Origin of the sequence: Streptomyces sp. Ag109_O5-10 (genome assembly GCF_900105755.1) — a bacterium.
Lineage (GTDB): Bacteria > Actinomycetota > Actinomycetes > Streptomycetales > Streptomycetaceae > Streptomyces.
The window spans coordinates 6,275,620-6,301,664 of the sequence record NZ_FNTQ01000001.1 but is presented as its reverse complement, the minus strand read 5'-3'; the positions used below and the strand labels follow the sequence as shown (position 1 = coordinate 6,301,664).

Annotated in this window: 24 protein-coding genes and 2 tRNA genes; 6 read left to right on the top strand and 20 right to left on the bottom strand. The window is 70.3% G+C overall.

Annotated features, from left to right (window positions below):
* The first annotated feature begins 242 nt into the window (after positions 1-242).
* Together BLW82_RS28745 and BLW82_RS28740 are read left to right on the top strand one after the other, a co-directional pair.
* Positions 243-1,511 (top strand): cytochrome b/b6 domain-containing protein, encoded by a 1,269-nt coding sequence (locus tag BLW82_RS28745; protein ID WP_177233097.1) that lies wholly within the window; start codon positions 243-245, stop codon positions 1,509-1,511.
* Positions 1,508-3,121, top strand: coding sequence for an NADH-quinone oxidoreductase subunit NuoF family protein (locus tag BLW82_RS28740; RefSeq protein WP_093503118.1), 1,614 nt, complete (start codon positions 1,508-1,510; stop codon positions 3,119-3,121). The genes BLW82_RS28745 and BLW82_RS28740 overlap by 4 nt, the downstream gene beginning before the upstream one ends.
* Before the next feature lie 181 nt (positions 3,122-3,302).
* Here BLW82_RS28740 and BLW82_RS28735 read toward each other — a convergent pair.
* Positions 3,303-3,375 (bottom strand) — tRNA-Ala (locus tag BLW82_RS28735).
* A gap of 113 nt (positions 3,376-3,488) precedes the next feature.
* Between BLW82_RS28735 and BLW82_RS28730 the strand changes: the two genes are divergently transcribed.
* Positions 3,489-4,700, top strand: a complete 1,212-nt coding sequence (locus BLW82_RS28730; protein WP_256215995.1) for a glycosyltransferase 87 family protein — start codon at positions 3,489-3,491, stop codon at positions 4,698-4,700.
* On the opposite strand, the gene BLW82_RS28725 is transcribed toward BLW82_RS28730, so the two are convergent.
* The 3 genes from BLW82_RS28725 to BLW82_RS28720 form a co-directional block, all read right to left on the bottom strand.
* Positions 4,679-4,912 (bottom strand): hypothetical protein, encoded by a 234-nt coding sequence (locus BLW82_RS28725; protein ID WP_006136074.1) that lies wholly within the window; start codon positions 4,910-4,912, stop codon positions 4,679-4,681. The genes BLW82_RS28730 and BLW82_RS28725 overlap by 22 nt on opposite strands.
* Positions 4,913-4,915: 3 nt before the next feature.
* Positions 4,916-5,089 carry a hypothetical protein gene (locus BLW82_RS43505; protein ID WP_107408581.1) on the bottom strand — a complete coding sequence of 58 codons (174 nt, stop codon included), beginning with the start codon at positions 5,087-5,089 and terminating at the stop codon, positions 4,916-4,918.
* A gap of 68 nt (positions 5,090-5,157) precedes the next feature.
* Positions 5,158-6,627 carry an MFS transporter gene (locus BLW82_RS28720; RefSeq protein WP_093503116.1) on the bottom strand — a complete coding sequence of 490 codons (1,470 nt, stop codon included), beginning with the start codon at positions 6,625-6,627 and terminating at the stop codon, positions 5,158-5,160.
* A 123-nt stretch (positions 6,628-6,750) separates the two neighbouring features.
* On the opposite strand from BLW82_RS28720, the gene BLW82_RS28715 reads away from it, so the two are divergent.
* Positions 6,751-7,662: a helix-turn-helix transcriptional regulator gene (locus BLW82_RS28715; protein WP_093503114.1), complete on the top strand. Its 912-nt coding sequence runs from the start codon at positions 6,751-6,753 to the stop codon at positions 7,660-7,662.
* 71 nt (positions 7,663-7,733) lie between these two features.
* On the opposite strand, the gene BLW82_RS28710 is transcribed toward BLW82_RS28715, so the two are convergent.
* The 7 genes from BLW82_RS28710 to BLW82_RS44605 all read right to left on the bottom strand — a co-directional run bounded on the left by BLW82_RS28710 (position 7,734) and on the right by BLW82_RS44605 (position 12,040).
* A tRNA-Ala gene (locus tag BLW82_RS28710) sits at positions 7,734-7,806 on the bottom strand.
* Between the two features lie 111 nt (positions 7,807-7,917).
* A complete protein-coding gene (locus BLW82_RS28705) occupies positions 7,918-8,586 on the bottom strand; it encodes a histidine phosphatase family protein (RefSeq protein WP_093503112.1) in 669 nt (222 codons plus the stop codon).
* On the bottom strand, positions 8,586-9,029 hold the full coding sequence (gene rsfS, locus BLW82_RS28700; RefSeq protein WP_093503110.1) for a ribosome silencing factor: 444 nt from the start codon (positions 9,027-9,029) through the stop codon (positions 8,586-8,588). The genes BLW82_RS28705 and rsfS overlap by 1 nt, the downstream gene beginning before the upstream one ends.
* 102 nt (positions 9,030-9,131) lie before the next feature.
* Positions 9,132-10,832: an LCP family protein gene (locus BLW82_RS28695; protein WP_093503108.1), complete on the bottom strand. Its 1,701-nt coding sequence runs from the start codon at positions 10,830-10,832 to the stop codon at positions 9,132-9,134.
* A gap of 16 nt (positions 10,833-10,848) precedes the next feature.
* On the bottom strand, positions 10,849-11,532 hold the full coding sequence (gene nadD / locus BLW82_RS28690; RefSeq protein ID WP_093503106.1) for a nicotinate-nucleotide adenylyltransferase: 684 nt from the start codon (positions 11,530-11,532) through the stop codon (positions 10,849-10,851).
* 68 nt (positions 11,533-11,600) lie between these two features.
* Positions 11,601-11,768, bottom strand: a complete 168-nt coding sequence (locus BLW82_RS44610) for a hypothetical protein (protein WP_177232770.1) — start codon at positions 11,766-11,768, stop codon at positions 11,601-11,603.
* A 110-nt stretch (positions 11,769-11,878) separates the two neighbouring features.
* Positions 11,879-12,040 (bottom strand): hypothetical protein, encoded by a 162-nt coding sequence (locus BLW82_RS44605; protein ID WP_093503104.1) that lies wholly within the window; start codon positions 12,038-12,040, stop codon positions 11,879-11,881.
* 97 nt (positions 12,041-12,137) lie between these two features.
* On the opposite strand from BLW82_RS44605, the gene BLW82_RS28675 reads away from it, so the two are divergent.
* Positions 12,138-13,244 (top strand): M48 family metallopeptidase, encoded by a 1,107-nt coding sequence (locus BLW82_RS28675; RefSeq protein WP_093503102.1) that lies wholly within the window; start codon positions 12,138-12,140, stop codon positions 13,242-13,244.
* 36 nt (positions 13,245-13,280) lie between these two features.
* Here the strand turns inward: BLW82_RS28675 and BLW82_RS28670 are convergent, their stop codons facing one another.
* The 5 genes from BLW82_RS28670 to proB all read right to left on the bottom strand — a co-directional run bounded on the left by BLW82_RS28670 (position 13,281) and on the right by proB (position 18,280).
* Positions 13,281-14,351, bottom strand: a complete 1,071-nt coding sequence (locus BLW82_RS28670; protein ID WP_093503100.1) for an SCO2583 family membrane protein — start codon at positions 14,349-14,351, stop codon at positions 13,281-13,283.
* A gap of 100 nt (positions 14,352-14,451) precedes the next feature.
* Positions 14,452-15,063 (bottom strand): SCO2584 family spore wall biosynthesis protein, encoded by a 612-nt coding sequence (locus BLW82_RS28665; RefSeq protein WP_371131428.1) that lies wholly within the window; start codon positions 15,061-15,063, stop codon positions 14,452-14,454.
* Between the two features lie 123 nt (positions 15,064-15,186).
* The gene (locus BLW82_RS28660; RefSeq protein WP_093503096.1) at positions 15,187-16,473 is read right to left on the bottom strand and encodes a glutamate-5-semialdehyde dehydrogenase; all 1,287 of its coding nucleotides are present in this window, start codon (positions 16,471-16,473) and stop codon (positions 15,187-15,189) included.
* A gap of 127 nt (positions 16,474-16,600) precedes the next feature.
* Positions 16,601-17,029: a hypothetical protein gene (locus BLW82_RS28655; RefSeq protein ID WP_093503094.1), complete on the bottom strand. Its 429-nt coding sequence runs from the start codon at positions 17,027-17,029 to the stop codon at positions 16,601-16,603.
* A 123-nt stretch (positions 17,030-17,152) separates the two neighbouring features.
* The gene (gene proB / locus BLW82_RS28650) at positions 17,153-18,280 is read right to left on the bottom strand and encodes a glutamate 5-kinase (protein WP_093503092.1); all 1,128 of its coding nucleotides are present in this window, start codon (positions 18,278-18,280) and stop codon (positions 17,153-17,155) included.
* Positions 18,281-18,526: 246 nt separating this feature from the next.
* Between proB and BLW82_RS28645 the strand changes: the two genes are divergently transcribed.
* A complete protein-coding gene (locus BLW82_RS28645) occupies positions 18,527-19,927 on the top strand; it encodes a polysaccharide pyruvyl transferase family protein (RefSeq protein WP_093503090.1) in 1,401 nt (466 codons plus the stop codon).
* A gap of 19 nt (positions 19,928-19,946) precedes the next feature.
* Here BLW82_RS28645 and BLW82_RS28640 read toward each other — a convergent pair whose 3' ends face one another.
* From BLW82_RS28640 to BLW82_RS28625, 4 genes are all read right to left on the bottom strand, one after another.
* Entirely contained in the window at positions 19,947-21,161 is a 1,215-nt protein-coding gene (locus BLW82_RS28640; RefSeq protein WP_371131427.1) for a glycosyltransferase family 2 protein, read from the bottom strand.
* Between the two features lie 353 nt (positions 21,162-21,514).
* Positions 21,515-23,629 carry a CDP-glycerol glycerophosphotransferase family protein gene (locus BLW82_RS28635; RefSeq protein ID WP_256215993.1) on the bottom strand — a complete coding sequence of 705 codons (2,115 nt, stop codon included), beginning with the start codon at positions 23,627-23,629 and terminating at the stop codon, positions 21,515-21,517.
* A gap of 152 nt (positions 23,630-23,781) precedes the next feature.
* Complete coding sequence (locus BLW82_RS28630) at positions 23,782-25,281, bottom strand: bifunctional cytidylyltransferase/SDR family oxidoreductase (RefSeq protein WP_093503084.1); 1,500 nt, start codon at positions 25,279-25,281, stop codon at positions 23,782-23,784.
* Between the two features lie 298 nt (positions 25,282-25,579).
* The gene (locus BLW82_RS28625) at positions 25,580-26,038 is read right to left on the bottom strand and encodes a hypothetical protein (protein ID WP_371131426.1); all 459 of its coding nucleotides are present in this window, start codon (positions 26,036-26,038) and stop codon (positions 25,580-25,582) included.
* Between the last annotated feature and the right edge of the window lie 7 nt (positions 26,039-26,045).

Below are 26,045 nucleotides of genomic sequence, written 5' to 3'. Positions count from 1 at the left end.
CGCTTGAGCAAGCCGCGACGCGCTTACGTATCAATGGTTGACACGTGTGTCTGAGGCGACCATCGGGACGAGAGTTGAACCAGGTTCAAAAATTACTTCGCGTAACGTCCGCTAAGGGACACCACAAGGGCTGCACCGCTCTTTGATAACAACGCAATAACTCAAACCTCGTACTGATCGGTATGGCGCCACTTAGGCTGCGGCACCGGGACCGCTTTCCCGAACTGCTCGGAGTTGCCCCCATGAACCCTCGTCGTAGTAACAGCTCGCTTCCCAAGCCAGGCCGATCGGCCTGGGGGGTGGCGTCCGCTGTCGTTCTGTTGCTCATACCCGTGGTTGTGCTGACCGGAGGCAGCCAGTTCCAATCGTTCCTGAACTTCGGTGCGGGCGTGCTCTCGCTCGTCTCGCTGAGCTGTTCGGTGATCTGGGGTCTGATCGCACAGGACCGCATCTTCCTCAACACCCGCCAGCGGATCGTCGGCCAGGCGGTGCACCGGACGACCGCGGTCGCCTCGATCGCGTTCCTGCTGGTGCACATCGTCACGAAGATCGCACTGGATCACACCGTGGTGATCGCGGCGATCATTCCGTTCTCGCTCGGCATCACGGGAAGCGCCGGCCTGATCGGGCTCGGTTCACTGGCTGGACTGCTGATGATCTTCGTGGGTGTCACCGGCGCCCTGCGCAGCAATTTCGCCGCTCCGGCCGTCGTCGCGGCCCGCTGGCGGGCCATGCACATGCTGGCCTACCCGGCCTGGTGCGCCGCCCTCATCCACGGCCTGTACGCAGGGCGCGCGGCGAAGCCGTTCTTCATGATCTCGTACGACCTGTGCCTGCTCGGCGTGATGGCGGCGCTGGCGCTGCGCGCCGCCCCGCGCCCGTTCAAGCGGAAGGTCGCCGACCGCCTCGTCTCCGTCCTCGGCAGTTCGGAGCGTCCGGAGCTGGACGATCTGGATGCCAGCCGTGCGCGGGTGGGCGAGTCCGGGCTGCCGGGCTACGAGGTCACCCGTGAGCGCGAGCCGCGGTCGTCGCGCGGCGGCAGGGCGGCCTCGCAGCCGAACCCGCTGTTCCCGTCCGCGGCGGCCGGCGCACCCGGCCCCGAGCCGGCGTCCGGCTTCGCCGCCGCCTACCGCGCTACGGCCACGACCGGCCAGCCCCAGTCGCCGTTCGCGGCCGGCCAGACCGCGCGCATGGAGCGTGTGGACGGTCCGTCCAGCACCTCGGGCAGCTGGCCGATCCCGTCGCCTCCGCCGGTCGGCGAGGCGCCCCGGTCGGCGTACGACCCGATGCAGGACACCGGATACAACATCCCGGCCTATAGCAATCCGGGCGCCGGCGGCACGGGCGGACGTGATGTGTACGACACGGGTGAGACGAATGCCCGGTACGGGACGTACAACTCGAATGACACGTACAACAGCGGTCCCGCCAACGAACCACCGCCCGGTGCGTCCTTCGATGCCCCGGGTTCGGGCGAACCTTGGAACACGCCTTCCGGAGGCTATAGGTGAACGAGGCCCTGCCCGACGTCCCAGAAGTCCGCGTGGTCGGTCTTCCTCAGCTCACGTCGGGTTTCGACCTTGTCGAAAGACTCGATCTGCCCATGCACCTCAAGGTGCACGGGCCGCTCGAACCCCTGGGCGGGGAGCAGCTCGCGCAGCTCTCCGAACGCATCAACCTGAAAGGCCGGGGCGGCGCGGGCTTCCCGTTCCACAAGAAGCTGCGTTCGGTCGCCGAGGCCGCGATCAAGCGCGGTGTACGGCCGGTCGTCGTCGTCAACGGCAGTGAGGACGAGCCGGCCTGCCGCAAGGACACGGTGCTGATCAACCGTGCCCCGCATCTGATCCTGGACGGCGCGCTGCTGTGCGCCGAGGCGCTGGGTGCCCGCACGCTCGTGGTGGGGGTCACCCGCGAGTCCACGCAGCGCTCCATGGAGCAGGCCCTCGCGGAGCGCGGTCTGAGCAACGGCCGGCGTTCGGCGCTGAAGGCGTTCGTCCAGCGCAACCCGGTCCGCATGGTCACCGGCGCCGCCGCGTCGCTGATCCGGTCGATCGACGGGGGCCCGGCGATCCCGCCCGGCCGCAAGACCAGTGCCTCGCAGAACGGTGTCGGCGGCGCGCCCACGCTGCTGTCGAACGCGGAGACGTTCGCGCAGCTGGCGATCGCCGCCCGGATAGGCCCGGAGCGCTACGGCAACACCGGCCTGTACGACGAGCCGGGCACCGTCATGCTGACGGTCTCCGGCGCGGTCGCCCGCCCCATGGTGATCGAGGTGCCCACGGGTGTGCCGCTGCGCTACGTCCTGCAGCTGGCCGGTGCGCCGCCGGTGCCGCAGGGTGTGCTGACCGGTGGCTACCACGGCAAGTGGATCGACGCGGCCACGGTCAACGAGGCGATCGTCTCCCGCAACTCGCTCGACGCGGTGGGCGGAGCGCTGGGCGCCGGCGCCATCCTGCCGATCACGCAGGAGACCTGCCCGCTGGGCGAGTCGCTGCGGGTCGCCCAGTGGCTGGCGGAGGAGAGCGCGGGACAGTGCGGTCCCTGCTACCTGGGTCTGCCGGCGGCCGCACGCGGCATGGAGGACATCCTCAACGGCGGCGGACCGGCCGCCCTGGAGGCGCTCAAGCAGGTCGCCAAGAACGTCAAACGGCGCGGGGCGTGCTCGCACCCGGACGGCTCCGCGATGTTCCTCGAGTCGACGATCAAGGCGTTCACCGACGACCTCGCCGCGCACGTTCTCGGAAACGGCTGCGGACGGCCCGTGGAGGGCGTTCTGCCGCTCTTCGAGGACGGCAAGATGCCCACGGGCATCCCGGGCGGTGGAGAGCCCGAGGACAACGGCGGCGGCAGCCGGCAGAAGATCTACGTCGACTGGACGCTGTGCCGGGGCCACGGTCTGTGCGCGGACATCCTCCCGGAGGTCTTCGAGCTGGGCGCGGACGGGTTCCCGACGGTCGCGCAGGCGAAGGTGCCCCGGTTCGCGGAGGCCAAGGCGCTGCGGGCGGTGCGCCGCTGCCCCGCGCTCGCCCTGCGCCTGGAGGAGGACACGCGCGCGCAGGCGCCGGCCAGAAACCTGCCGGTTCTCTCGCAGGGCCGCGGCCGCCGGGCGCTGGGACGCTGATCGCAGGTTCGCGTATACGTGGGGCGGGTCACCCTGACCGGGTGGCCCGCCCCACGTATGCGTGAGGAGTACGCCGGGGAAAGTCTTCGCGGACAGGGTTTCCACGCGCTTTCAGGACAATGCCGGCCGCAACAACGCCGAAGGCGGACCATCCGTTCGGATGGTCCGCCTTCGACTTCTGTGGAGCTAAGGAGAATTGAACTCCTGACCTCCTGCATGCCATGCAGGCGCTCTACCAACTGAGCTATAGCCCCGTGTTCTGGTCCGCCCGGTTTCCCTGGCGGCGACGCCAACATTACACGGTCGAAGGGGTGCACCACCAAATCGTTTCCGTTCTGTACGGATACGGACGCTAGTGTCGGGCTTCGTGTCCGTGATCGCGTTCTCCGAGACCCGGCGCCGGGTGCCGGTGGCGCTGGGGGCGTGTCTCCTGTCGTTCGCGGCGTTCTGGGTGGCCCAGCGGGCCGCGCACGTGTCGATGATTGACTTGATGGTCTACCGGGCCGAGGGTGCGACCGTCCGCGGGGGCGGCGATCTCTACGCGCTGCGTACGACGGCGGCTCATCTGCCGTCCACTTACCCGCCGTTCGCGGCGCTGCTGTTCGTCCCGCTGACGCTGCTGGACGTCACCGGCATGCGGACCCTGGCGACGGCCGGGAACCTGGCCCTGCTGCTGGTGTTCGTCGCGCTGTCGATGCGGCTCGTCGGGCACGCGCGCGTGGAGCACGTCCTGTGGGTCGCGGCGGCGGCGGTGTGGTGCGAGCCGGTGTGGACGACCGTGCGCTACGGACAGGTCAATCTGCTGCTGGCGGTACTGGTGCTGTGGGATCTGTCACGCCGTCCCACCGAACACCCGGACCGCTGGGCGGGGGTGGGTGTCGGGCTCGCGGCCGCGATCAAGCTGACCCCCGCCCTGTTCGCGGTGTTCCTGCTCGTCACCGGCCTGGCCGCGCGCCGCGCGGGACGGGACGGCGGCCCGTGGCTGCGGCACGCGCGCGGGGCGGCCGCCGTCTTCGCGGGGGCGACGCTGCTGGCGGCGGCCGTCCTGCCCTACGACTCGTGGCGGTTCTGGACGGGGATGATGTTCCGGACGGGACGGGTGGGGCGGGCCGAGGAGACCGCGAATCAGGCCCTGCGCGGCGTTCTGGCGCGTCTGCTGCACACTCCCGACCCGGGAGCCCTGTGGGCCGCCGCGGCGGCCCTGACGGCCGTCCTGGGGCTCGCGGTGGCGGTGGCGGCCGAGCTGCGGGGCCGGCGGGCCTGGGCGGTGGCCGCCTGCGCGGTGACCGCGCTGCTGATCAGCCCGGTGTCCTGGTCGCACCACTGGGTGTGGTGCGTGCCGGTCGTGCTGCTCCTGTGGACCCGCGGGCACCGGACGGTGGCCGCGGGCGCGCTGCTGGTCTTCTGCTCGTACGCCCTGTGGTGGGTGCCGCACGGGCAGGGGCGGCCCGAACTGCACCAGAACACCGTCGCCTTGACGCTGTCGGCGCTCTACACGGTCACCGGGGCGCTGTTCCTGGCGATCGCCCGGACATCGTTGCCGAGGCCGGGTCCCGGTCAGGCCGTGACGAACGAGTAGAAGCGCTTGAGCGTGCAGTGCTCTTCGAGGAGCCGGCCGTAGATCGGCTCGCCCTCGAGCTCACGGTAGGTCTCGATCGGGTCGCCTTTTATGATCAGCGCCCGCGCGCATTCCTCGCACCAGTACTGGTAGTCGGGGTTGATCGGCTCCATGTCGCGGACGATGGGGGTACCGCTCCCGCACCAGTCACACTTCCGCCTGTGTGCACCCATCGATCAGCTCCAGCTGTGGCCGCAGGCCGTGCACACGTAGGAGATCCCGCCGTTGTCGCCGAGCACCTGGGCGACATGCGCGGAACCGCAGGAAGGGCAGAGCAGCCGGGTGATCGTGTCCCGTATCAACGCCGCACCGAGGAGGTGGCCGCCCTCCTCAAGGATGCTCGCAGGCATCGCTACTCCTCCCGTCGGGCCGCGCCCCCTTCCGGCCGTTTGATTCTGCCACGGCCGGACCAATACGGTCAGCGACGCCTCAGTACCAGTCCGGACACGGCCCCCGCGGCCGCCGACGCGGCGAGCGCCCATGCGCAGGCTGACAGCGCCTCCGCAGAGGTATACGCCTGCGGGCCCCCAACTGACTCAAGCCGGTTCAAGAACAGTGTGCCGAACGCGGCGACGCCGAGGAGCTGGCCGAGCTGGGTGACGGTCGCGAGGAGTCCGCTGGCGTCCGCGGCGTCCTCGGGGCGCACGGTTGCGAGTGCGCCGGTGAGCGTGGGGCTGAACGCCAGCGCGAGCCCCGCGCCCACACCGGCGTACGCCACGTAGAGCTGTGCGCCCCCGTCGCCGCCCCCGTGGAAGGCCAGCCCGACCCCGGCCGCGCCCAGCGCGGTGAGCACGAACCCGGCCGGGGTCAGTGTCCGCTGCCAGGCGGCCGGCCACCTGCGCCAGGTGAGGGCGACCGCGCCGAAGACGGCGGCGGTCGGCGCGAAGGTGACACCGGCGCGCAGCGGGCTGTAGCCGAGGCCGTTCTGGACGTGCAGGGTGAGGGTGAAGAGGAATCCGGCGTTGACGGCCATGACGGCGAGGATCCGCAGGACGGCCAGGCCCATGCCGGGGTGGCGCAGCACCCGGGGCGCGACGATGGGTGCGCCGCCGCGCCGGGCCAGCCGCGCCTCGTACCCGCAGAACAGCGTGAACAGGAGCACGGCGGCGGCCAGGGACAGCCAGGACCACAGCGGCCAGTCCTCCTCCTGGCCGAGCACCAGCGGGACCGTCAGCAGGGACACGGCGGCCGCCAGCAGGATCAGGCCGGGCAGGTCCATGCCGCGGGCCCGCTCGGGACCGGATCCGGCGCCGGGCGGCAGGACACGCCGGCCGAGGACGAGGAGTACGGCGCCGACGGGCACGTTGACGAGGAACACCGGCCGCCAGCCGGTGCCGAACAGGTCGGCGCTGACCAGGACGCCGCCGATGATCTGGCCGGCGGCCGCGCCTACCGCGAGGACCGCGGAGTAGGCGCCGAGCGCCCGTATGCGGGCCTCGCCGGTGAAGGCACGCTGGATGATGCTGAGGACCTGCGGGATCATCACCGCCGATCCGGCGCCCTGCACCAGCCGGAACACGATCAGCCCGGTGGCTCCCTGGGCCAGGCCGCAGGCGAGCGACGCCGTGGTGAACAGGGCCAGGCCGTAGAGGTGGACGCGGCCGTGACCGAGCCGGTCGCCGAGCCGGGCACCGGTGATCAGCAGCACCGAGTAGGTGATGGCGTAGCCGGCCACGACCAGCTGCAAGTCGGCGCCCGAGGCGTGGAGTTCGGAGCCCATGGTGGGGGCCGCGACGTTCACGATGAAGACGTCCAGCACGGCCATGAACAGGGCCGCGAGGACGACCGCGAGGAGCAGCCGGGGCCGGTTGTCAGTGCCGGGTGTTTCACTTTTCGCAGGGGTCGCGGCGGGTGCGGGACCTGGTCCCGTCCGGGGTGTCGTCGTCATGCGACCGAGCGTGGCGGCGGGCCGGTACGGGTGCCGAGAGCCCGCCGATGCTGGTACTGGCAGCACCTGGCAGCCGGCGGGGGCTGCGTCCACGATGGAGACGTGACGACGGGGGACGTGACGATGACGACGACAGCACACCGCCGCAGGCCGGAGCTGGCCGCGTTCCTGCGCAGCAGGCGGGCCCGGGTGCAGCCGGCGGACGTCGGGATGCCGCCGGGTCTGCGGCGGCGCACGCCGGGGCTGCGCCGGGAGGAGGTCGCCCAGCTCTCGGGCGTGGGCGTGACCTGGTACACGTGGCTGGAGCAGGGCCGGCCGATCAACGCGTCGGCGCAGGTACTGGACGCGGTGGCGCGGACCCTGAAGCTGGACCTGCCGGAGCGGGAGCATCTGTACCGGCTGGCGGAAGTGCCGTTCGCCCCGGTGCCGGAGGGGTTGTCCCGGTCGGTCGGCGCGGAGGTGCAGGGCATCATCGACGCGCTGGACCCGCTGATGGCGGTGGTGTACACCTCGCGCTACGACGTGCTGGCCACCAACGCGGCCTACCGGGACCTGTTCCTGGTGCCGGAGACCGTGCGGATCGGTGTGCCGAACGTGCTGTGGACGCTGTTCACGGTCCCGGAGGAGACCAGCCCGGTGGTGCACCTGCGGCGTGAACTGCCGGTGATGGTGGCGACTCTGCGGTCCTGCTACGGCAGACATGTCGGCGAGCCGGCCTGGGAGGACTTCATAAGGGCGCTGTCCCAGGCCAGTGAGTACTTCGCCCGGCTGTGGGAGAGCGGGGCGGTGGCGCAGCCGGGGCCGCGGGTGAAGACGTTCCGTCATGAGGCGGTGGGCGAACTGAGGATGACGTCGCAGTCGTTGTCGATCGACGGGATGCCGGAGGCGCGGATCGTGGTCTACACACCGGAGGACGAACGGACGCGGGAGCGGGTGGCGTTGTTGCGGGAGCGCAGGCAGCGGCTGTGGCCGGTGACGGAGGAGGAGGCCGCGGAGATCCTCCGGGAGTGGAACGCAGAAAATCCCGCCCCCTGAAGGGACGGGATTCTGTCACCGATCTTTGACAACTCGAAAGTGTCATCGACAGCGTGCGAAGTGCCGATCTGTGGAGCTAAGGAGAATTGAACTCCTGACCTCCTGCATGCCATGCAGGCGCTCTACCAACTGAGCTATAGCCCCTCGTGTTCTTCCCGCCTTTCCGCTCGGCGGGGCGAACAAGAAGAACTTTAGCCTGCGACCTGCCGGAAAGTGAAATCCGGGCTCCGGGCGGGCCGGGTGGCCGCAGGCTCCTCAGTCGTCGTCGCCGAGCACGGGCTCCGGGAGGGTGCCGGCGTTGTGCTCCAGGAGCCGCCAGCCGCGGGCGCCTTCGCCGAGCACGGACCAGCAGCAGTTGGTGAGACCGCCGAGGCTCTCCCAGTGCCGGGACTCCAGGCCGAGGAGCCGTCCGATGGTGGTGCGGATGGTGCCGCCGTGGCTGACGACCACGAGGGTGCCGTCCTCGGGGAGCTTCTCGGCGTGCCGGAGCACGACGGGGGCGGCCCGGTCGGCGACCTCGGTCTCCAGTTCGCCGCCGCCGCGGCGGACGGGCTCGCCGCGCTTCCAGGCGGCGTACTCGTCGCCGTAGCGGGCGATGATCTCGTCGTGGGTGAGTCCCTGCCACACGCCCGCGTAGGTCTCCCGCAGTCCCTCGTCGTGGATCACGTCGAGGCCGGTGAGGGCGGCGAGCTGGGCGGCCGTGTCGGCGGCGCGCCGCAGGTCGGAGGAGACGATCACGTCCGGGCCGAGGGAGCCGAGCAGGCGGGCCGCGCGGCGGGCCTGGCCGATGCCGGTCTCGGTGAGCTCGACGTCGGTGGAGCCCTGGAAGCGGCGCTCCACGTTCCAGGCGGTCTGGCCGTGCCGCCACAGGATGATGCGGCGGTCGCGGCCCCCGCGGTCGGTCACCTCGCCGGTGGCGGTCATCACCAGTCCCCGTCCGGCTCGCCGGAGTCCTCGGCGGCCTGCAGCCTGGCGTGCTCCGCCGCCTTGCCGCGGGTGGCCTTGGCGTCGGCGGGCAGCTCGATCTCGGGGCAGTCCTTCCACAGCCGTTCCAGGGCGTAGAAGACGCGCTCCTCGCTGTGCTGGACGTGCACGACGATGTCGACGTAGTCGAGCAGGATCCAGCGGGACTCCCGGTCGCCCTCGCGGCGCACCGGCTTGGCGCCGAGTTCCTTCTGGAGGCGTTCCTCGATCTCGTCGACGATCGACTTGACCTGGCGGTCGTTGGGCGCGGAGGCCAGCAGGAAGGCGTCCGTGATCGACAGGACGTCGCTGACGTCGTAGGCGATGACGTCGTGGGCGAGCTTGTCGGCGGCCGCCTGGGCGGCGGCGGTGATGAGCTCGTGGGAACGGTCGGTTGCGGTCACTGCGTGGCTTTCCTTCGGCGGGCGTTTGACCTCAAGGGTCTCACGGACCGCAGGGCGCACCCCACGTGATTACCGGGTCACGTGGGGTGCGGGGGGGCCGCCTCAGGAGGAGGACGGCTTGTAGTCCTGGCCGAGGACGACCGAGACGTCCGCGCCGGACCCGACCGTGCCCTTGCGGACGGCACCGGCGCCGAGGCCGAGGGTCTTGGCGACCTCGGTGGCGTTCTCCTTGTCGGCGGCGTCGGAGTACAGCACCTCGGAGGCGGCCCGGGTGCCGGCGGCCGTACCGCCCTCCAGGAAGGTGTAGCCGCCGTTGACGAGGATCACGCGGGCCTTCTCGGTGTCGTCCTTGACGCCGGTGGCGTTCTGGACGGAGACGCGCACCGCGGATCCCGCCGACGGGCTCTTGGCGGTACCGCCGAGGATGTCCTTGACGACACTGGAGCTGGTCTCGGCGCTGAGGGTGCCGTCGCTCTGCACGGGCAGCAGGGCGGTCTTGTAGTCGCCGCCCTTGGCGAGGTCGGCGAGTTTGGCGAGGAAGGTGCCGAGGTCCTTGTCGGTGAGGGACGGGTCGAGGATCTGCGCGAGGGTCTGCACGGTGGTCGTCGCGGCGGAGGCGTCGGAGGACAGCTTGCGCAGCACTCCCTGCATGACCTGCCCGAACCGCTCCAGCTGGGCGTTCTGGGCCTCGCCGGAGGCGCGGTAGGTGGCGTAGGCGACGGCGGCCTTGCCCCCGAGGGTCTGGGCCTTGCCCTGGTGGACGAGGGGCTCCCCACCCTTTTTCTTGGCGGCCGGGTCGGGGACGTCGGCGTTGGTGTCGACGTCGATGTTGCCCACGAGATCGACGAGGTTCTGCAGGTAGGGCGTGTCCAGGCGCCAGGTCCCCTCGATGTTGGTGCCCAGGACGGTGTCGAGCTGGTCCCGGGTGCCGGAGGAGCCGTCGTCGTCGACGGACTTGGCGAGGGTCGTGGTGGTGCCGTCGTCGTCGGTGAGGGCGAGGGAGTTGGGCAGCAGGACGGTGCTGCCCTGCTTGGTGGTGGTGTTGTCGACGAGCAGCACGGTCGAGGTGCCGCCGCCACCGGTGTTGTGCAGGTGGACGACGATCACGTCGCGTTTCTGGGCGGCCGGCGAGATCGTCGTGCCGCCCTTGGCGGTGGCGGAGGACAGACCGGGGATCTTTCCGGCGTACCAGAGGTAGCCGACACCGCCGGCGGCGACCAGGGCGAGGACGACGACCAGGGCGATCATCCGGCTGCGGGCGCGCCGCTTGGCCTCCTCGCGGCGCTCGGTGCGGTTCTCGGTGAAGTTCAGCCAGTCGATGACGTCCTCGGAGTCGCCGTCGGGCTGTTCGACGAACGCGAACTGGCCGGTGTGGTACTCCCGTTCGTCGTCGTCCTGCCGGGGAACGGTGGCGTGGTCGGCCGGTCCGGCCTGCTGCGGGATGTGCGCGGTCTGCTCGGCGACCCGGGGCTGGCGGCCGCCCGCGGCAGCCTGCCCGTAGGGGTTGTGGGCGGCATGGCCGCCGGTGCCGTACGGGTCGTAGGCGGGCATGACCGGCTGCCGGCCGGTGTCGTGCACGGGGGCCTGCTGCCCGGTGTCGTACGACGGTGCGGCCTGCTGCCCGCCGCCCGCGTACGGGTCGTAGCCGTAGCCCTGCCCCTGCCCCTGCCCCTGGCCTGCGTACGGGTCGTACGTCTGCTGCTGTTGCGCGGGGATCTGGCGGTACACCGGCTGCCCGTACTCGTCGTAGCCGACGAGTACGTACTGGTCGCTTCCGTAGCCCGCGTCGTATCGGTCGTTCACCGGTGCCCCTCTCGGCTCACTCGCCGCGGTACAGCTCGCGCTTGTCGATGTAGCGCACGACTCCGTCCGGCACCATGTACCAGATGGGGTCGCTCTTGGCGACTCTCGCACGGCAGTCTGTGGAGGAGATGGCGAGCGCGGGAACCTCCACCAGCGAGACGCCGCCCTCCGGAAGACCGCGGTCGGTCAGATGATGGCCGGGCCGGGTGCAGCCGATGAAGTGGGCCAGGGAGAAGAGTTCCTCCGAGTCCCGCCAGGTGAGGATCTGCCCGAGCGCGTCGGCTCCGGTGATGAAGAACAGGTCGGTGTCGGGGTTGAGGGCGCGCAGGTCGCGCAGGGTGTCCACGGTGTAGGTGGGGCCGCCGCGGTCGATGTCGATCCGGCTGACGGAGAACTGCGGGTTCTCCGCGGTCGCGATGACGGTCATCAGGTAGCGGTCCTCGGCCGGTGACACGGCGCGGGAGGTCTTCTGCCAGGGCTGCCCGGTGGGCACGAACACCACCTCGTCGAGGTGGAACTGGGCGGCGACCTCGCTGGCCGCCACGAGGTGCCCGTGGTGGATCGGGTCGAACGTTCCGCCCATGACACCGAGGCGGCGTTTGCCGGTGTGCGCGGGGCCCGCCGGCGTGTACCGCGGCCGTGTCGCCATGTCGTCGGCCTCGTCAGCTGCCGGACCGGTAGGCATGTCCTGCTCTCCCATGCGTGCAGACCCTACCGGCCCGGCCCGTGGGCCCCGCCCGGAGGAGCGGTGCCGGGTTCGGTTCCGGCTCAGCGGTCGCGGTTGAAGCGGGTGGTGATCCACAGCAGGAGCAGCAGGATGACGAGGGCGCTGCCGCCGGTGACGGCCGGGTTCAGGCTGTTGTGGTTGCCGCCGTGCTCCTCGCCCTCTGCGGCGAGGGTGACCAACTGGGCAGCGGCGCTGTGGAGATTCATCATCTGCGGCAGGACCTATCGCGTGTGGACGGGATAAAGATGTCGGCTCATCGTATGCGGGCACCCCGGCGGCGATCACGCCGACTCCTCCATCGGGGAACGATCCCTGCGGCTCAGTCGTCCTTGTGTTTGTACCCGCGCAACAGGAACCAGGCGGTCAGTGCGCAGCCGACGAACATGACGACGATGACGACCCGGAGCAGATCGCCCGAGCCCTGTCGCTGGGCGGCGCTCGCGGCCTGGGCGAGCCAGGCGGCCGGGGGGTGGTGCTCCATGAGGACTCCTTCGGCTGTACTGCCCGACCACGGTATATCCGCCTAGGCTGGGCCCTGCTCCGGGGGCACGGCAGACACTCACGCACATGGGGGCGACATGTCCGACGACGGCCACGAGCAGAACGGGCACGAGCGCGTGCCGAGCAGGCAGCGCAGGCGGTTCCCGGGGATCTCCTCGCGTGCGTACGAGCATCCGGCGGACCGTTCCGCGCTGGTGGCGCTGCGGAAGCTGAGCGGTTTCGACGCGGTCTTCAAGGCGCTCAGCGGGCTGCTTCCGGAGCGGAGCCTGAGGCTGCTGTTCCTGTCCGACTCGGTCCGGGTGTCCGACCAGCAGTTCACGCATCTGAACGACATGTTGCGGGACGCCTGTTACATCCTGGACCTGGAGAAGGTCCCGCCGATGTACGTGACGCAGGATCCGCAGCCGAACGCGATGTGCATCGGACTGGACGAGCCGATCATCGTGGTGACCACGGGTCTGGTGGAACTCCTCGACGAGGAGGAGATGCGGGCGGTCGTCGGCCATGAGGTGGGACACGCGCTGTCCGGGCACTCGGTGTACCGCACGATCCTGCTGTTCCTGACCAGCCTCGCGCTCAAGGTCGCCTGGATCCCGCTGGGCAACCTGGCGATCCTGGCGATCGTGACGGCCCTGCGGGAGTGGTTCCGCAAGTCGGAGCTGTCCGCCGACCGGGCCGGACTGCTGGTCGGCCAGGACCTGCGGGCCTCGATGCGCGGCCTGATGAAGATCGCGGGCGGCAACCACCTGCACGAGATGAACGTGGACGCGTTCCTGCAGCAGGCCGAGGAGTACGAGGCGGGCGGCGACCTGCGCGACTCGGTCCTGAAGATCCTGAACGTGCTGCCGCGCTCGCACCCGTTCACCACGGTCCGCGCGGCCGAGCTGAAGAAGTGGGCCGCCTCCCGTGACTACCAGCGGATCATGGACGGTCACTACCCGCGGCGGACCGAGGACAAGGACACCTCGGTCGGCGACTCGTTCAAGGAGTCCGCGGCGAGCTACGCCAGTGATGTGAAGAGCTCCAAGGACCCGCTGATGAAGCTGGTCTCGGACTTCGCGGGCGGGGCGGGAAACCTGGGCGGCCGGGTGAAGCGCGGCTTCGACGGGTTCACGAGCGCGCCCCCGTCGAAGGACACGCCGCCTCGGGACACTCCCCCGGAGCCGGAGGGCGGCGAGGCGTAGAGCCGTGGCTGACCGCCCCCGTCGGACGGGGGCTGGTCAGACCTTGGGTTCGGCCGCGGTGGAGAGCGTCCCGCACAGGGCGGTGGCGCTGTCCGTGGCGTACGGGTTCGTGCCCGCGGGACCGCCCGCCCTGGCCGTCTGGCCGGCCAGCAGGGGGTGCAGGTGGTCGGCGGCGTCCTCGGCGCAGGACAGGGGGCCCGCCTGGACGTAGGAGACAACCAGCTGGGCCTGGTGCAGGCGCAGGTCGTCGCGGTCGAAGCGGAAGGTCAGCTGGCGGCGCACGGTGAACAGGGAGGCCTGGGCGCCGGACGGGGCGCCGGTGGGCCGCAGCGCGTAGACGAAGGTGTGGTCGGCGGTGACCTCCAGGGTGGCCGGGTCGGTCTCCGCGGCCGTCAGGTTGCCCTGGACGCGGATCCTGGGGTCGGCGAGTTCGGCGCGGGTGGGGTCGAAGCGGACCAGCCATCCGGTGGCGGCGTGCCGGCCGTCCGCCGCGGGGTGGTCGACGCTCTGGTCGAACTGGTCGAGCTGGCCGGGGTCGAGCAGCGCCCGCGCGGGCCGCACCTCGCTGCTGTCGAGGACCTCGGGGTAGAGCGAGGAGCGGACCAGGTAGTCCTTGGCCGCGGTCAGGGCGGTCACGACCTGGCTGTCGGAGAAGTGCGCGGTGCTCCGGGCGGCCGGCAGTGGTATCCCCTCGGCGCCGACCTCGTACTGCGCGGCCGGGCTGTGCGCGAACAGCGTCTCGGCGTCGGCGGCACCGGGCACCCTGGCCTGCGGGGAGAGCGGGATGACGGTCATCCGCAGAGGTTCGACGGGCTGCTGGGCCTCGTCGGTGCCGTAGGGGTGGCGGACACCCATGTAGATCGCGGTGCCGAAGGCGACGAGGATCAGCACGACGAGGATCAGGGCCTGCCGGGTGAAGCCCCGGCGCAGCGGCGGGCGGCGGCGCACGGCAGGCGCGTGATCGGTCATGCGTTCGCGTGCGGAGGACTCCTGGAGGCGGGCAGCGCGGACGAACGATTCGTCGAAGACGACGGATCGGTACTCGTCCTCACCACCCACGGGGCCGCCCTCGGGTGTCCCCTCAGGTGGGTCTCCTGGCCCGCCCATACTTTCAGAGTAGGTCTCGGGAGCCTCAGGTAAACGCCCTGCTACATGACAACTTCTGACAGGTTCTCACCAGGACTGCCACCAGGGCGGCCGCAACCGCTCAGGGGGTGCGCGGGACCACGGAGACCGCCGGCTTGGCGGACTGGGAGTAGTCGGCGGACACCGAGGGTGCCGCCGCGGTGCCCTGTTCCTGGCCGGTGGAGGGTGGCCTGGGGACCTGGTCGCGGCTGCCGCCCGAGGAGGCGCTGCGGTAGACCGCGGCGAAGGCGAGCGCGACCATCCCGATGCCCATGACCAGGGCGAGCACCCAGGCGACCGGACGGTGCCAGCGGACGTGCTTGCCGTACGTCCCGGCGGTGCCGTACCGGTCCTCGATCACGTCGCCGTCGTCCAGGTCGTCGAGTTCGCCGGAGTGCCCGAACTCGGCGCCGTCGGGGCCGTAGCCGTCCTCGTAGCGCTCGCCTCTGGCGTGGGCGCGGCGCGCCTCGGCCTCGGAGGCCTCGGCTCTGGCCTGGGCTGCGGCAAGGAGGCGTTCGACGGCGGTCGGTTCGTGGACCACGGCCGCCTTCACGAAGGCCTCGTCGAAGACCACGGAGTCGAACTCTTCGTCCGACATCCCGTGGTCATGGTCGTCGTCGGGCTCCCAGCCGTCAGGGAACGGCGTGCCCCCCACGTCCTCCGGCACGGATCCAGAGTAGACCTGGGGGGTCAATTTGGGCAGACGGTATGGAAATTCATGGGCCCGGTGAGACGCCTCTCACGCTCGCCCGGGGTCGCGTACGCCCCGCCGCGCGCCCGCACGCCGTACGGAGTGCGCGGCTGGGCCGTACGGGTGTCAGCGGCGGATGTGGCCGTCGCCGGTGACGATGTACTTGGTGCTGGTCAGCTCGGGCAGGCCCATGGGGCCGCGGGCGTGCAGTTTCTGGGTGGAGATGCCGATCTCGGCGCCGAAGCCGAACTGGCCGCCGTCGGTGAAACGGGTGGAGGCGTTCACGGCGACCGTGGTCGAGTCGACCAGCTGGGTGAAGCGCCGGGCGGCCTGCTGCGAGGTGGTGACGATGGCCTCGGTGTGCCCGGAGGTCCACAGCCGGATGTGCTCGACGGCCCGGTCGAGGGAGTCGACGACGGCGGCGGCGATGTCGTACGACAGGTACTCGGTCTCCCAGTCCTCCGGGACCGCCTCGACGACGGTCGCCTTGGAGTCCTTGGCGTGGGCGAGGACGCGTTCGTCGCCGTGCACGGTGACGCCGGCCTCGGCGAGGGCGTCCAGGGCGCGCGGCAGGAACTCGGCGGCGATGTCCTGGTGGACGAGGAGGGTCTCGGCGGCGTTGCAGACGCTGACCCGCTGCGCCTTGGAGTTGATCAGGATGTCGATGGCCATGTCGATGTCGGCGTGGGCGTCGACGTAGACGTGGCAGTTGCCGGTGCCGGTCTCGATGACCGGGACCTTGGACTCCATGACGACGGTCTGGATGAGGGAGGCGCCGCCGCGCGGGATGAGGACGTCGACGAGGCCGCGGGCGCGCATCAGCTCGTGGACGGATTCGCGGCCCTCGCCGGGCACCAGCTGGACGGCGTCGGCGGGCAGCCCGGCGCCGCCGACGGCGTCGCGCAGGACGCGGACGAGGGCGGTGTTGGACGCGTGGGCGGAGGCGGAACCGCGCAGCAGGACGGCGTTGCCGGACTTCAGGCAGAGGGCGGCGGCGTCGACGGTGACGTTCGGGCGGGCCTCGTAGATGATGCCGACGACGCCGAGCGGGACGCGGACCTGGCGCAGGTCGATGCCGTTGGGCAGGGTGGAGCCGCGGACGACCTCGCCGACCGGGTCGGGCAGCTTCGCCACGTCGCGCACGTCGGAGGCGATGGCGCGGACCCGCTCCGGGGTGAGGGTCAGACGGTCGACGATCGCCTCGCTGGTGCCGTTCTCGCGTGCCTTGGCGATGTCCTTGGCGTTGGCCTCGACGATCTCGCTGGTACGGACCTCCAGGGCATCCGCGACGGCGAGCAGCGCGTCGTCCTTCACGGCCCGCGGGAGCGGCGCGAGGTCGGCGGCGGCAGCCTTGGCACGGTAGGCGGCCTGGGTGACCGGGGACATGGCGTCGTACGGCGAGAGCGTGGTCATGAGGGAAGGGTAGTGCGCCCCGGCGGGCCGTCCACGCGTCATCCCACACCGCGAGACGTGGATCAAAACGGGTGAATACCGGCCCTCGGCAAAGGCCGCGCAGGGAGGGGGCAGGGAGTCAGAGGCGTCAGAAGGGGTGGATGCCGACCGGTGTCGCGGGCGGCGGGCCGTAGCCCTCGGCGACGCGCTGGTGGTAGGTGGCGCGGTCGACGACCTCGAGGCCGACGATCTCCCAGGCGGGCAGGCCGGCGGTCTGGCGGTGCTCGCCCCACAGGCGCAGGGCGACGGCGGCGGCGTCGTGGAGGTCGCGGGCCTCTTCCCAGTAGCGGATCTCGGCGTGGTCGCAGGCGTAGCGGCTGGTGAGGAGGAAGGGGTGGTCGTGGGCCAGCTGTTCGAGCCCGCGGCGCAACTCCGGCAGCGGGACCTCGGCACCGCAGACGCTGAGGGTGACGTGCCACAGGCGCGGCAGGTCCTTCGGCTCCTCGTAGGTGTCCCCGGCCGCGACGCTCGTCAGAGCACCGCGGGAGGCCGCAGCCCCAGGGCGCACTCGTCTCACGACGGCCTCCTTCAGCTCTGCTCGTGCGGAACGTGGTCCTGAGACAAAGTTGAGCAGGCCGCAAGGGTTCGTGTGGCGGTTTTACGGAACGTCCCCCACCGGGGTCCGCCGTGACGTCCCGTTTTACGGGTGCAGGATCACCAGGTCGTCCCTGTGTACGACCTCGCGTTCGTACGCCCGGCCCAGCTCGCGTGCCAGCTCCCTGGTCGAACGCCCGAGCAGCTGCGGGATCTCCTTGGCGTCGAAACTGACCAGTCCGCGGGCGACCGCGCGGCCCGCGGTGTCGCGCAGTTCGACCGGGTCGCCGGCGCTGAACTCGCCCTGCACCGCGGCGATCCCGGCCGGCAGCAGTGACTTTCGGCCCTCGACGACCGCGCGGACGGCGCCGTCGTCGAGGGTGAGCGAGCCCTGCGGGGTGGAGGCGTGCTGAAGCCACAGGAGGCGGTCTGCGGACCGTTTGCCGGTGGGGTGGAAGTAGGTCCCGGTGTCGCCGCCCAGGAGCGCGTCGGCGGCGTGCACGGCGCTCGTGAGGACCACCGGGATGCCCGCGGCGGCGGCGATCCGGGCGGCCTCCACCTTGGTGACCATGCCTCCGGTGCCGACGCCCGCCTTGCCCGCGCTGCCGATCTCGACGCCCGCGAGGTCCTCGGGCCCCTTCACCTCCGCTATCCGCGACGTCCCGGGCCTGCCGGGGTCGCCGTCGTACACGCCGTCGACGTCGGAGAGGAGGACCAGCAGGTCGGCGTGGACGAGATGGGCGACGAGAGCGGCGAGGCGGTCGTTGTCGCCGAAGCGGATCTCGTCGGTGGCGACGGTGTCGTTCTCGTTGACGATCGGGAAGGCACCCATCGCGAGCAGCTTGTCGAGGGTGCGGGAGGCGTTGCGGTGGTGGGCGCGGCGGCTCATGTCGTCGGAGGTGAGCAGGACCTGTCCGACGCGCACGGCGTAGCGGGCGAAGGAGGCGGTGTAGCGGGCGACGAGCAGGCCCTGGCCGACGCTGGCGGCAGCCTGCTGGCGGGCCAGGTCCCGGGGGCGGCGGCGCAGGCCGAGTGGGGCGAGTCCGGCGGCGATGGCACCGGAGGAGACGAGGACGATCTCCCGTTCTCCCCCGCTGCGGCTCTTGGCGAGAACGTCGACGAGCGCGTCGACACGGTCGGCGTCCAGGCCGCCGGAGGCGGTGGTCAGCGAGGAGGAGCCCACTTTGACGACGATCCTGCGGGCCTCGCCGACGGCCTGCCTAGCCCTTGCCACGTCCTGTCCCCACTTCTTTGCGCGTGGCAGCAATCTACGCGAAGGGGACCGGCGCCCGGCCCGTCCGTCCAGCCTCCGGACAGGCGACGGACCTGTCGCGGACCGACGGCGGGCCGGCCACGGGCAGGACGATGCGTGACGCTTCGTTCACACGTCGCGTACGGCAAAAAGGTTGTGTTGACTTTCCCTGGAAATCGAAACGAACTTAAAGTTAATTTGAAGTCTGTGTCATCCAAAGATCATCGCGTGAAGCGCATCCTCCTCAGGTCGGGAAAGAGTCCCTACGACGTCGTCGGCGTCGAGGAGGCCCTGCACCGGGACGTCATCGCCACCAACTCGGGCAACCTGATCTTCAGCGATGCCGCTCACAAGATCCTCGAGACGCCGGGAACCGAGGTCGTCTCGAACGGTATGCCCTCCGACGTCTCCGCCGCCGCCCGCATCAACGAGGAGTACGACGCCTTCGTCGTGCCGCTCGCCAACGCCTTCCGGCCGTCCTTCGAGAGCGCGTTGAAGCGGATGACCAGACTGATCTCGAAACTGGACATCCCGGTGGTGGTGCTCGGCGTCGGTGCGCAGACAGGGGTGAACTACAACCCGGACCGGCTGAAGCGGATGGAGCCGACCGTACGGGAGTTCTGCGCGGCGGTGCTGGAGCGCAGTGCGTCGATCGGTGTACGGGGCGAGTTCACCGAGCAGTACCTCAAGGACATGGGCTTCAAGGACGTCGAGGTCATCGGCTGCCCTTCCATGTTCATGTACGGCGAGCGGCTCCCGGTGCACAAGAAGGCACTGGAGTTGACGCCCCAGTCACGGATCGCGATCAACGGCTCGCACAGTGCCGTACGGACGCAGGGCCTGGACCGGATCATCACGCGCACCCACGAGCGCTATCCGAATCTGCGTTTCGTCGGCCAGAACATCAGCGACGCACGGCAGTTGCACTGGCGCGACCTGTCGGATCCCAACTCCGCGGTGACCCGGATACCGACCCACCCGGACCATCCGATGTTCCGCGAGGACAAGGTGCGGGTCTATGTGGACCCGGTCACCTGGATCGACGACCTGCGTTCGTTCGACTTCTCCTTCGGATCGCGCATCCACGGCAACATCGCGGCGCTGCTGGCCGGTACGCCGGCCACTGTGCTGTGCGGTGACTCGCGGACGCTGGAGCTCTGCCGTTACTTCGGGATTCCGCACCGACGGCTGGACCGGGCGGTGAAGGATCCCGAGTCGGCGGATCCGGCGAAGCTGTACGCGGAGGCCGATTTCGGCGGGCTGGTCGGCGGTCACCGGGAGCGCTTCGAGCGGTTCACCGGGTTCCTCGACCGGAACGGGCTCGAGAACACCTTCACGCACGGCGACGGCGGAGCGGCGTTCGAGGAGCGAATGCGGACACTGGCGTTCCCGGCGGGGATCCGCCCCTGGAACGACGTGGACGTCGCCTCGCTCACCTCGCGGTTCGGCTGGCTGCACAGCCGTATCGACGAACTGTCGCTGGACAACGCCCGGCTGGAGAGGGAACTGGCGCGCGCCGGGGCCCGCACCGCGAAGGCGACCGCCGCGCAGCTGCCGGGCTCGGTCTACCGACGGGCCCGGCGGGCGGTCGGCAGGCCGATCCGGCGGGCGCTGGGATCGGGCGGATAGGCCCGCCGGAGAGGCTGCGTCAGACGGCCGCGGGCTTCACGTCCCGGGCGGGCAGTGACCGCCGCAGCTTGCGCAGCGCGCGCCGCAGGAGGGTGTTGGCGGCCTCCTCGCGGTAGCCCTCGACGGTGCGGGCCTCGCGGGGTTCGGCGAGGTAGATCCAGTCGGGGAGGCCGGCCGCCGCGGAACGGAAGTGCGGGTACCCGAGGTAGACGCGGGTGCCCCGCCCCTCGAGGACCGCGGTGGGCTGCTTCTTCTCCCGTACGAACTCGATGACGTCCGGGAGGAGCTCGGTGCGGCGGACGGCGACCAGGTGCAGCTGGAGCCGCTCGTGGACCTTGAGGCGGCGGGCCACCTCGGGGTTCCAGTGGGCGTCCATCAGCGGTTCGGCGAGTTCCCGCTTGTGCTGCCGTACCTCTTCGGTGTCCTTGAGGAACTTGGGGCCGAACTGCGGAAGCAGTGTGACCTTGAACGGCCGGACCATGAGGCTGTCGCGCCGCGGCCCTGCCGGGACCATCTCGGCGATCAGCTTCATCAGGGCGCGCGCGGAGTCGAAGCGGAGGGTGTAACCGCCGCTCTTGGTGACGTGTTTGCCGTCCTCGCGGCCGACGAGGTAGTAGCAGGGGTAGTCGGCGACGACGGAGACGCCGTCGGCGCGCAGATAGGCCTCCATGGTGAACAGCGCGTCCTCGCCGGTCCACAGGGACTCGTCGAACCGCATGCCGTGGCGTTCCAGCAGGGCCCGGCGGAAGAGTTTCTGGGCGCTGAGGGTGAACTTGATGTTGGAGGAGAAGACGTCGGTGCGCTCGAGGGTCTTGCCCCACATCGACTGCGGGGGTTTGCGGTTGATTCCCTCGACCTTGCCGACGACGACGTCGGTGCCGTTTCTGTCGGCCATGGCGACCATGCGCTCCAGGGCCTCGTCACCGAGCCGGTCGTCGGCGTCCAGGAAGAACACGTAGCGGCCGGCGGCCTTGGCGAGGCCGACGTTGCGCGGGCCGCTGGGGCCGCCGGAGTTCTCCTGGCGTATCACGGTCACGGCCATGGCGGCGCGCGCGGCGAACTCCTCCAGGTACTCCCCCGTGCCGTCGGTCGATCCGTCGTCGACGGCGATGACCTCCATGCGGGCCGGGTCGAGGGTCTGGCGCTCTACGGAGGCCAGGCACTCGACCAGGTACGGCATCGCTTCGTACGCCCCGATGATCACGGTCACATCAGGCTGCGCAACGACGGTCACGTTTTCCCCCTAGTCAGTGGTGCGTTCCCCCTGCGTCACCTCGGTCGCAACGTCTTAGATGACCGAGCTGCGCAACAGGTTGCCCAGGAGGGCGCGCTCAGTGGCCCAGTTCACATGATGAACGGGCTGCCGGGTGGTGTACAGCGGCTTACATCGAACAGTACGGACGTGCGGTAAGAGCCGCTCAACAGGAACGGCGAAGCATGGGTAAGAACAAAATCGCGCATTCCTAAGCAACGGTAAGAGAACGCGGCGCGAGAAGAAGAGCGAGCACGACGACCAGCCAGTGGCGCACGGGCTGGGTCCCGGGGAGAAGTCCCCGGGACCCAGCCCATGCGGTGTCCTCGCGGTGATCAGCCGGCGGTCGCGCCCCCCGCCTCGCCAGGGGTCGTCTGCGGCTTCCCACCGGGCAGCGCCTCGGCGAGCTCGGCCGCCTCGGGGCCGCCGGCCGCGATCCGGGCCTCCTGGCCCAGGTTGCGGGCCTCGGCCTTGCGGGCGAGCGCGGCCACCGCGCCGTTGAACTGCTCGATGGAGGTCGGCTCGTCCGGGCCGAGCAGGTAGTGCTTGAGTTCGTCCCGGTCCGCGGCCAGCGGATCGGCCGACGGGTCCCGTACGGCGTCCAGCAGGCCGCCGAGTTCCTTGGCGCTGTTGGAGAGGATCACGGCGGCACGCACGGCGGTGTTGGCCCGCTTGAACTCCTCCGCCCCGACGCCGGCCGAGTCGGTGACGGCGTACGGCTTGCCGCTCGCGATGAAGTCGGAGACCACGCTGGAGATGTCGGAGACCATCGCGTCGGAGACGTTGAAGCAGTCGTACAGGCGGGGTTCGGGGCCCGTGATGACGGCGTGCTGGTACGGCGGCAGGGCCTGCCAGTAGAAGTCGTTCCAGGCGGTGCGCAGCCGGGCGATCTCCTCGTGCTTCTTCAGGTCGACGACGTCGTCCCGGCTGGCCTCGGCCTCGTCGCGCTTGTCGTCGCCGGTACCGGCGAGTTCGGCCAGGCGGGTCTCGATGCGGGCCAGTTCCTCCTGTGCCGCCGCCTGGGCGGCCGGGTCGGCGGTGAAGCGGGCGTCGGCCGCGCGGGCGGTGGCGGCCTTCTGGACGAGGGCGGTGACGCGCCGGTGGGCGGCTCCGGCCTCGGCGCTGACGGTGCCGGTGAAGGGGTGCGGCTTGTAGAGGACGCGGACCGGCGGGTCGGCCTTGACCAGCTTCTTCACGATGTTCTCGCCGGCGAGCACGAGCGAGGTGTTGCCGGGGTTGTCGTCCCAGCCCTCCCAGGTGGGCGCGTAGAGCACGGTGGGGATACGGCCTTCGGGGACGCCGCGCCGGCTCTGGATGGGGGCCAGCTGGGGGCGGCCGACCTCGACGATGTCGTCGTCGCGGACGCCGACGTCGGCGATGGCGTAGCGGTCGCGGCCCGCGCGGCCGGCGGTCCACACCTCGTCGTACGCCTTGCTGAACGGGTTGACGCTGGCCAGCTTGTCGCTGTCGCCGTGGCCGATGAAGACGTGCTTCATGGTGGGGACGCGCAGCAGGTGGATGTTCTTGCCGACGTTGGCCGCGTAGAGGGCGACGCGGACGGTGGAGAGGTCCATGTTCATCAGGTGCACACCGCCGGGCACGCAGATGACGGGGACGGTGGTCGGCGCGAGGCTCTGCAGGATGACGCGTTCGCGCAGCAGGATCAGCGGGCGGGACTCCAGCTGTTCCATGGTCTCCAGCCACATGTTGACCTGGTAGGCGGAGTCCTTGGAGCCGGAGAAGTACAGCACGGTCCCGGGCCGGTAGTCGGCCAGCCAGTCGTCGACGGCCGCCAGCACGGTGTCGGCGTCCGGCGGGGTCTTGCGGCCGCGCACGTACGGCATCAGGACCAGTACGTACAGGCAGCCGAGGGCGAGGGTGATGCCGATGCCGACGAATCCGGCGGTCCTGCTGTCCGTCGCCGCCGAGACCAGCAGGCCGACGACGGCCGCGAGGTCGAGGTGGAGCATCTTCTCGGCGGAGCGCTCGAGCAGGGCGCGCGGCGGGGCGTCGGGGATGCGGATGCGGGACTTCAGGTCGACGTTGCGGGTGGCGACCGGCATCCGGCGGCGGTTGCGGATCAGGGTGACCAGTGCGCCGTGCGGGGCCTGCAGGCCGTAGAAGGCGATGAAGCACGCGATCGCGCCGTAGAACACCAGGCCGTTGGAGAGGTTCATCCTGGCCAGCAGCAGGATGAGCAGCAGCTGCCGGATCAGGAAGCGGATCGACAGACCGGCCCGGACCTTGCTCAGGCGGTTGACGAGGTAGCTGCCCTTGCGGTGCAGGTAGTGGTCCGCCAGGTACGTGACGGCGGCCGCGGCCGCGAAGGCGTAGACGCTCGGGACGAGCGCGGCGACCATGAGGACCGGGAAGCCCAGCATCATGAGTGCCGCCGCGGCCAGCTCGGCGGCGCTGCCCACTCGGGCGACGCGAATAGCGGTGGATATCACGGAGAACCTTTTGCTGACAAAAAGGCCTGAATTTGACCTTGCGGACAATCTGGGAGGTGGTCGATCCGGGTTCTACGGGTTCAGGCCCCTGCGATTGCTCCGCGAACGCGCAACCACAGAGGCCTGAATTACAGATGACTAATGGCTGTCGATTATGCCACGCCGTCCTGTCGGTCCAGGACACTGGCCAGGGCCTGCTCGAAGCCGGAGGCCTGGCCGGCGGCCGCCGTCGGGTCCTGCTGGCGGACGTCGATGACATGACCGGTGAGTTCGGAGAGCAGCACGTCGAGGGAGGTGCGGGCGACGGCCTCGGAGGAGAGCAGCGAGCCCGTCGGCTCCTGGCCGAAGGCCTTGGTGCGCATCGGGGTGGCGGTGCGCTCGGGGTTGATGCAGTTGACGCGGACGCCGTCGCCGGCCCACTCGTCGGACAGGGCCTGGGTCAGGTTCACCATGGCGGCCTTGGTCGAGGAGTAGAGGCTGTACTCGGCGCGGCCGCGGGTGTAGCTGCTGGAGGTGTAGAGCAGCAGCTGGCCCTGAGTCTCGGCGAGGTACTTGTAGCTGGAGCGGGCGATCTGCACCGGGGCCAGGTAGTTGACCTTCAGCGCCTCCTCGATGGTGGCGTTGTCGGTCTCGGCGAGCTTGCCGATGCGCAGCACGCCCGCGGTGTTGACGACGTAGTCGATGCGCCCGGTCTCGGCGTACGCCTTGGAGAGCGCGTCGTCGACCTCCTCCGGGTTCTCCACGTGGGTGCCGGTGGTGGAGCGGCCGAGCGCGTAGACGCTCGCGCCGTAGGACTCGGCGAGCTCGGCGATGTCCTTGCCGATGCCGTACGAGCCGCCGAAGATCACCACGGTCTTGCCGGTGAGGAGTTCGCGGTAGGCGTCCTCGCCCTTCTGCTCGGGGGCGGCGGTGGAGGCGAGCTGGAAGAGCTTGTCGGCGATGAAGACGTCGACGGGCTGGGTGACCTTCATGTTGTACTCGTCGCCGGCGACGACGTGGATCGGCACGTCCGGCAGGTACTTGAGGACGACGGAGCAGTCGTCGGTGGCCTGGAAGTTGGGGTCGCCGGCGGCGACCTCGTAGGCCCTCTTGATCGTGGACAGCTTGAACGCCTGCGGGGTCTGGCCGCGGCGCAGCCGGGAGCGGTCCGGGATCTCGGTGATGAACTCGCCGTCCCCGCCGTGGGTCCGCGTGACGATGATGGTGTCCGCGGACGGGATGGCGACGTCGACGGCCTGGTAGCGCTCCAGCGCGGTCACGCAGTCGTCGATGACGCGCCGCGACAGCAGGGGGCGTACGGCGTCATGGAAGAGGACGTTGAGGTCCTCGCCCTCGGCCAGGCCTTCGCCGAGTGCCTCGATGGCGCGCTCGGTGGTCTCGTTCCGCGTGTTGCCGCCCTCGATGATCTTCTTGACCTTCGTGAACCCGGCCTTGGCGACGATCTTCTCGACGTCCGCGACGTAGCCCGGTGCCATCAGCACGATGATGTCGTCGATCGAGTCGGCCTTGTCGAAGGTGGCCAGGGTGTGCTCGATGACGGCCTTGCCGGCGATCTTCAGCAGCTGCTTGGGGATCGACAGACCCACCCGCTGACCGGTGCCACCGGCCAGGATCACTGCGGTGGTTCGGGGCTTGGCTATGTGCTGGGACACAGGTGACCTACCTTGGGGCATCAGGGAACCTGGAAATGGTCCCACTTCCGGTAACCGCTGTGCAAGGTGAGCGCCGTCCACCGCATATGTGCCCGCAACCTTTCATTCACCTTGCGTGGCTGGTGATGGGTGCCGCCCGTAGGGCCCCCGGAAAAGTTCCGTGAATTCGCTGTGAGTAACTGCACAGGGTATTTCGATTGCGGTGCGTGACCCGATGCACGTGTCAGCAGTGCTACGCCGTGCCGCGGGGACGACTTAGCGGCACTAAGCCGTCCCCACGGCACGCTCTCCCGGCACCTCACCGTCGTCGCAGCTTCTTCATACATCGGTGCCCCAGGACTCGAACCAGCTCCTTCGACGACGTCTGGTGCACGGTGCGGGACTTCGCCGCCGCGGCGTGGCGCACCGGGGCCGAGGCCGCCGCGGCGCGCGCCGTAGAGGGCCTGGCGGCGACCTCGGGGGGGATGCGGGCCTCGGCGGCGGGCGGTCCCGGCTGAGCGGGGATGGCGGGCAGGGCCGAGAGCAGGGCCGGGTCGCCGACGGCGCGGACGCCCGTAGCGGTGATGCGTTCCGCCATCTCGGCGCCGATACGGCCGGCGGCCTCGACGGCCCGGGCGGGGGTGGAGATCTTCACGTCGGCGGCGGTGGGGCTGCACGAGTTCTTCATATGCATGACGGCGCCGTTGCGGACGAGCTTGGAATACAGCTCGTCGAGGAGTCCGTTGCCGCGGAATTCCACGTTGAGCTTTCGCAGCATTTCGGTC

Coding starts and splice junctions, on each gene's coding strand:
- BLW82_RS28745 (WP_177233097.1), top strand. CDS start 243: ATGAACCCTCGTCGTAGTAACAGCTCGCTTCCCAAGCCAGGCCGATCG.
- BLW82_RS28725 (WP_006136074.1), bottom strand. CDS start 4,912: ATGGGTGCACACAGGCGGAAGTGTGACTGGTGCGGGAGCGGTACCCCC.
- BLW82_RS43505 (WP_107408581.1), bottom strand. CDS start 5,089: ATGCCTGCGAGCATCCTTGAGGAGGGCGGCCACCTCCTCGGTGCGGCG.
- BLW82_RS28720 (WP_093503116.1), bottom strand. CDS start 6,627: ATGACGACGACACCCCGGACGGGACCAGGTCCCGCACCCGCCGCGACC.
- BLW82_RS28715 (WP_093503114.1), top strand. CDS start 6,751: ATGACGACGACAGCACACCGCCGCAGGCCGGAGCTGGCCGCGTTCCTG.
- BLW82_RS28705 (WP_093503112.1), bottom strand. CDS start 8,586: ATGACCGCCACCGGCGAGGTGACCGACCGCGGGGGCCGCGACCGCCGC.
- nadD (WP_093503106.1), bottom strand. CDS start 11,532: ATGGGAGAGCAGGACATGCCTACCGGTCCGGCAGCTGACGAGGCCGAC.
- BLW82_RS44610 (WP_177232770.1), bottom strand. CDS start 11,768: ATGATGAATCTCCACAGCGCCGCTGCCCAGTTGGTCACCCTCGCCGCA.
- BLW82_RS44605 (WP_093503104.1), bottom strand. CDS start 12,040: ATGGAGCACCACCCCCCGGCCGCCTGGCTCGCCCAGGCCGCGAGCGCC.
- BLW82_RS28675 (WP_093503102.1), top strand. CDS start 12,138: ATGTCCGACGACGGCCACGAGCAGAACGGGCACGAGCGCGTGCCGAGC.
- BLW82_RS28670 (WP_093503100.1), bottom strand. CDS start 14,351: ATGGGCGGGCCAGGAGACCCACCTGAGGGGACACCCGAGGGCGGCCCC.
- BLW82_RS28660 (WP_093503096.1), bottom strand. CDS start 16,473: ATGACCACGCTCTCGCCGTACGACGCCATGTCCCCGGTCACCCAGGCC.
- BLW82_RS28625 (WP_371131426.1), bottom strand. CDS start 26,038: ATGCTGCGAAAGCTCAACGTGGAATTCCGCGGCAACGGACTCCTCGAC.